The following is a 5,440-nucleotide window of genomic DNA, read 5'->3' on the forward strand; positions in this document are numbered from 1 at the left end:
CTCCCGCCGATCTATCGGGGGAGACCTCGGAAGTCCACTTCCAAGGGGCCGGGGTGTCGGGAGGACGACCCGGAAGCACCTGCCGGAGTGCGTCAAGAGACGATGCAGTCGAACCGCTCGATGACGGCCTGGAGCGCTTCCGGAGTGGTCTCGAGGAGCCTGGCCTCGACCGGAGCGAACAACGTCAAGGCCCTGGTGGACGGGGGCTGCTTGTGCAGCTTCTCGATGACGACGTCCCCAAAGATGCCCGGCCATTTGACGCCGCGGAGCTCGGGGGCTCGGCGGATGGGATCCAGGAAGGTGAAGCAGGGCCACTTGGGAAAGCGCAGGGTTGACGGGTCACAACCCATGAAGCGGCACCCGTCGAGGCGGGCCTCGGAGAAGTCGCAGTCCTCGATGGACCCGTGCTCCCATCCCTCCGCATAGCCCGGCCAGCGTCCGAAATCGCACCCCGACAGGCGCCCCTTGAACCGGCAGCCCTTGAGCGAGGCAAACACCCATTGCTGGTGGTTCTTCAGCTCCTGCTTCACCTCGAAGGTACAGTCGATGAACCGGACACCGTCGAGGAACAGATTCCTGGCGGACACCTTCAGGACGAGCGTGCAGTTGCGCAACGTCAGGTTGGAGCCGAGAAAGTAGAGCGAGCCCTTGTCCGTCAGTTCCAACCGCTCGTTCTCAAGTTCCTTGTCCTTGTAAAAGACCTTGTTGGCGAGCATCCGCCGTCCTTTCAGAAGGTGAGCATCCGGAAGAACTCGCCCGCCATGCGCCTGCCATGCCGCGCCAGATTGGACGCTGTCCCGGAGAGAATCTCGTACTGGCGGCCCGTCCCTGGGTCAACGACGTCGACACCCTTGTTCAGGCTGAAGTCGTAGAGTTCCTTGTACTGAGCTTTCACCCGTTCCTGCACGTAGCGCCCCCGGGCCTCGCGCTCCAGCAACCGCGCCAGCCAGTATTCGCCCTGTTTCAGGGCCCTTTCGATGGCTAGCTCCTCGTTGCGGGTGAGCTTGTCGGGCCCCCATTGCTTCGCGGCCTGGGTGACGGATTCCTGGAGCTGGTCCCCCACCTTGTCCTCCGCGGGGATGTCCCGGAGCGAGGTGCCGCGCGGCAGGTGCCAGCGTTGACCGTTGGCGAGCTGCACCTGTTGGTTGCCGCCCCGGTGGCGCAGAACGGTGGTGGGTGAGCCGTCTCCAGAGCCCGCTCCCGCTCCACCCCCCCTGCCCCTTCTTGAACATCACCACCGCCAGCGGGCCCTGCGGCGAGGCCACCACCGTCTCCACCGCCACGGCGAGCGCGCCCTCCCGCGCCACCGCCGTCTCCAGCCCCTCCACACGCCCCAGCATGGCGGCCCCACCCTGCGCCTCCCACCGGGCCCTCGCCACGCCGTAGCCCGGCAGGGAGCGCACCCGCGCCGCCACCTCGCCCAGCGTGCGCCCCGTGAGCGTCGCCACCGCGAGAATCATCGCCCGGGCCGCGTCCGTCCCCAGCACCTGGGCATACTGCTCGCCCGCCTCGCGCAGCTCCGCGAAGGTGGTGGCCTCGTGGGCCGCGTTCGCCATCCGCGCCCACCCCTCCATCAGCCCCCACAACGTGTCCACGCCCAGCCAGGCCACCAGAATGACGGTGAGGCTCGCCGCCACGGCCTTCGTGGTGGGCTCGGGCACCAGCCAGAGCGCGCAGTACAGCGCCACCGTCCACACCACCATGGCCACCAGGGCCCGGGGGTCGAGCACCTCGCGCACCAGGGCCTCGCGCGTCTCGTCCAGCACGGAGCCAAAGGCCAGGGCGAGCGCCAGCGTCCGGCGGTCGTCCGTGCGCAGGTAGGGCCCGTCCTCGAACAGGCCGAGGCAGTCCCCTCCTCCCCGGCCCTCGCACCAGCGCAGGTACCTGACGCGCAGGGCGGCGTCCGCCTCGGGGGTCAGCGGGCCCCTGTCCTCCACGGGCACCAGGGTGAGGACACGGCCCCGGGACACCTCGGCCAGCCACTCCCCTTCCAGCTCCGGGTGCGCCTTCAACAGCGCACGGGCGGCCTCCTGGGGCGTGCCCTCCAGCCGCACGTCCCGGGCGAGTCGCTGGACAGCGCTCTGGAACTCGACCTTGGCCATGGGCACTGACCGGGGGGAGACGCGGCCCGGCTCCAGCACCGCCACCTCGTACACCACGGCCCCCGTGACGTCGGTATCCGGCGAGGGAGTGACACGTTGGGAGGAACCCCTCGGTCCGCCCGTGGCGCATGCGGAGTGGAGGAAGAGGAGGATGAGGACCCAACCCCCCCACCAGGAGCGCTGCGTGGACATGGCCGCACTACAGAGAACGGCGTGCGTGCCCGTCAAGGCACCGGGTAGGAAGCCGCTGGGCGGATCCGACGGGTTGGATCACACCTCGTCCTCAACCCTGGCACTTTTGATCGTAGTCGACTACGAGTGAAACGCCCTCACCCTCGTCTGCGGGACGAGTTGGACGCGAGCGGCGCCCACTCACCGGAACGAGTCGACGATGAAGACGGAGGCGATGGAGAAGTCGAGGATGGCGGTCCCGGGCTTCGACTCGGGCCGCTTCCTGAGTTGGCCGTTGCCAAGCCGGGCCACCGCGCAGATGGGCACCTTCTCGCCACCGTCCAACAGATGGGCCTCGTAGTACCGGATGACGACTTGTGGACCGCTCGTCCAGACCCGTCCGTACAAGCGGGCGGGACCGTCGAGATTACCGATGTCCCGCTCCAAGACACTCTCAACCGGCCCGTCATAGAGCGTGATGGGACTCGCCCCCATCTGGTTGGCGTCGAGTTCCACCAGCGCGGCGTCCCCAACATGCAGCTTCATGTACCGCATCGCCTTCAGCGTTTCTTCCGGGCACGCCTCCGGGCCAGGAGTGCCATCCGAACGCAACCTCACGTTCCCCAGGGTCGGGGTGCAGCCGGAAGACATCCACAGCAAGAGCGCGGAGAAGAGGAAGAGGGCCTTCGTCCTGGGCATGAAAGTCGCTCCTACTCGCGAACGAGACGGTGATCCAGGGAGACGGAGACCTGTTGGAGCCCGTCCTTCCGGAATATTTTCAGGGTCAGATCAACGAGGCCCTGTTGAGAAGCAAAGGCGCTCTGGTCCACCACCACCGCGAGCGTTCCCGACGCACCCGGGACGATCTCGGCATGGTTCATGCGAAGCGCGAACGGCCTATCGGTGGGGGAGGTCCTTTCTGAAGACAGCCGGGCCTCGCCGAATCTCCAGGGCTCGTCGAAGTTCTTGTTGGTGATCTGAACCACGACCGCGGCTTTCCCTTTCCCTGAAAAAAGGTTGATGGTCATGACCATGCCCCCGTCCTTGAGGACGATGGTCTTCTTCGGACGAAAGGGTGTCTTTTTCAAGGCTCCGTTGGCCAGGAGCGTGGCGTAGGCATGGTCAACCGAGCCCTCCTCTTTGCGGTACCGCTCGTTCTCCTCGCGCAGCTCCCGCTCGCTCTTGAGCGCGCGGTACAGGGACGAGAGCACCGCGTCGTAGCCCTCGCGGTCCGCGAACACGTTCACCTGCTGGTCGATCTCTCGGTCACCGTAGGACTGCTGATGTGAGGTCACCGTGAAGGGGATCTCCGTCCCGTCCGTGAGCGTCACCAGCAGCATGAAGCGGTCTTCTGGCGTGAGGTCGCGCAGGGGATACAGCACCACCGACCTGCCGCCACAGAGCAAGGGCTCGAAGCGGCCTTCCCAACCCAACATCTTCGTCCGCTCGGGGTCACAGGGTTTCTCGAAGCGGAGGACGGTGGCGACACGACCACCGACGTACACGTTGTGCGCCTCGGCTCTCGGGTGTTCCGCGAGGATGAGGGTCCGCTCGATGGGCTCGCGCACCTTGGCCACGGCCACGGAGGCCACGAGGACCAGAAGCAGGGTTGACCGGCGAAGTAGTAAATTGCGCATGGCGCGGCACAACCTATCAGGACATGCCGCGCGGAGGTAGGGACTTCCAGCCGTCCTAGTCCTCCGGGTCGTCCACGTAATCAAGCGCGATTTCGACCTGTTCTCGGTAGAGGGGCACGACCTCGACAGTCAACACGCCCTCCAGCACCGTTCGCGCTCCAGCCACATCACCCGCTTTCTTGCGACGAGCGGAATCAACAAGAGCCCGGGATAGCCGCCGACTTCCCTCGAAAATCCGGCGGCGCATCTCTCGCACGAGAGTTTCCGCTCCCGCCGGGGTAAGCAATGCGCGTTCCGCGTCGTCAGGGCGAATAGCTACGTCCCGCGCCACTCGCCGGCAGAGGTCGCGCATGTCAGCGTCTACCTCTATTGCTTCGTTCCGCTCAAGTTCGGCATATAGCCCAAGTACCCTGTCCCAATCGTGGGGCTCACCCATCCCAGCATCACCTCGTCGCTTGCCAGCACCTTCAGCTGAAGGCGTCGTAGCCGGTGATGGCCTTGCCGAGCACCAGCGTGTGCACCTCGTGGGTGCCCTCGTAGGTGTAGACGCTCTCCAGGTTGAGCATGTGCCGGATGGGCGGGTAGGCATCGGTGACGCCGTTGGCGCCGTAGATGCCTCGGGCCACCCGGGCGATCTCCAGCGCGGCCTTCACGTTGTTGCGCTTGGCCAGGCTCACCATCACCGGCGTCACCTTGCCCTCGTCCTTGAGACGCGCCAGTCGCAAGGAGAGCAGCTGTGCCTTGACGATCTCCTGAAGCATGTCCGCCAGCTTCTCCTGGGTGAGCTGGTAGGCGGCGATGGGCTTGTCGAACTGACCGCGCGTGAGGGAGTACTCGCGAGCCCCCTCGAAGCAGGCGATGGCGGCGCCGGTGACGGCGAAGGCGATGGTCATGCGCGCGGTGTTGAGACAGGACAGGGGCCCGCGCAGGCCGGTGACGCCGGGCAGGACGTTGGCCTCCGGCACGCGCACGTCCTGGAAGGACAGCTCGCTGGTGGTGGAGGCGCGCAGGGAGAACTTCCCTGGAATCTCCCGGGCGGAGAAGCCGGGCATCCCCTTCTCCACGAGGAAGCCGCGGATGGACTCGGGGCCGCCCTCGTCCGTCTTGGCCCACACCACCGCCACGTGGGCGACGGTGCCGTTGGTGATCCACATCTTGGAGCCGTTGAGCACCCAGGAGTCCCCGTCGCGGCGGGCGCGGGTGCGCATGCCGGCGGGGTTGGAGCCGAAGTCCGCCTCGGTGAGGCCGAAGCAGCCGATGATTTCACCGCGCGCCATGCCCGGCAGGAAGCGCTGCTTCTGCTCCTCGCTGCCGTAGGCGTGGATGGGGAACATGCACAGCGAGCCCTGCACCGACGCGAACGAGCGCAGCCCCGAGTCCCCCCGCTCCAGCTCCTGGAGGATGAGGCCCTGGCTGACGGCGTTCATCCCGGCGCAGCCATACCCCTGGAGGTTGGCGCCGAGCACGCCCAGCTCCGCCAGGCGCGGCACGAGGTGCGCGGGGAAGGTGCCCTCGCGGAAGTGCTGGCCG

At 66.8% G+C, this 5,440-nt stretch carries 6 protein-coding genes; all 6 read right to left on the reverse strand.

Translation table 11 applies throughout. From position 1 onward, the window contains the following. Window positions 1-92 precede the first annotated feature (92 nt). Window positions 93-716, reverse strand: coding sequence for a hypothetical protein (locus VF794_RS06250; RefSeq protein WP_331108267.1), 624 nt, complete (start codon window positions 714-716; stop codon window positions 93-95). Between the two features lie 117 nt (window positions 717-833). Next, a complete protein-coding gene (locus VF794_RS06255; protein ID WP_331108268.1) occupies window positions 834-2,294 on the reverse strand; it encodes a hypothetical protein in 1,461 nt (486 codons plus the stop codon). A gap of 180 nt (window positions 2,295-2,474) precedes the next feature. After that, entirely contained in the window at window positions 2,475-2,972 is a 498-nt protein-coding gene (locus VF794_RS06260) for a hypothetical protein (protein ID WP_331108269.1), read from the reverse strand. An 11-nt stretch (window positions 2,973-2,983) separates the two neighbouring features. Next, a complete protein-coding gene (locus tag VF794_RS06265) occupies window positions 2,984-3,856 on the reverse strand; it encodes a DUF2381 family protein (RefSeq protein ID WP_331108270.1) in 873 nt (290 codons plus the stop codon). A 109-nt stretch (window positions 3,857-3,965) separates the two neighbouring features. Beyond that, the gene (locus tag VF794_RS06270; RefSeq protein WP_331108271.1) at window positions 3,966-4,346 is read right to left on the reverse strand and encodes a DUSAM domain-containing protein; all 381 of its coding nucleotides are present in this window, start codon (window positions 4,344-4,346) and stop codon (window positions 3,966-3,968) included. Window positions 4,347-4,377: 31 nt separating this feature from the next. Next, a partial coding sequence (locus VF794_RS06275; RefSeq protein WP_331108272.1) for an acyl-CoA dehydrogenase family protein occupies window positions 4,378-5,440 on the reverse strand: 1,063 nt, incomplete at its 5' end.

Source organism: Archangium sp. (genome assembly GCF_036389735.1).
Taxonomy (GTDB): domain Bacteria; phylum Myxococcota; class Myxococcia; order Myxococcales; family Myxococcaceae; genus Archangium.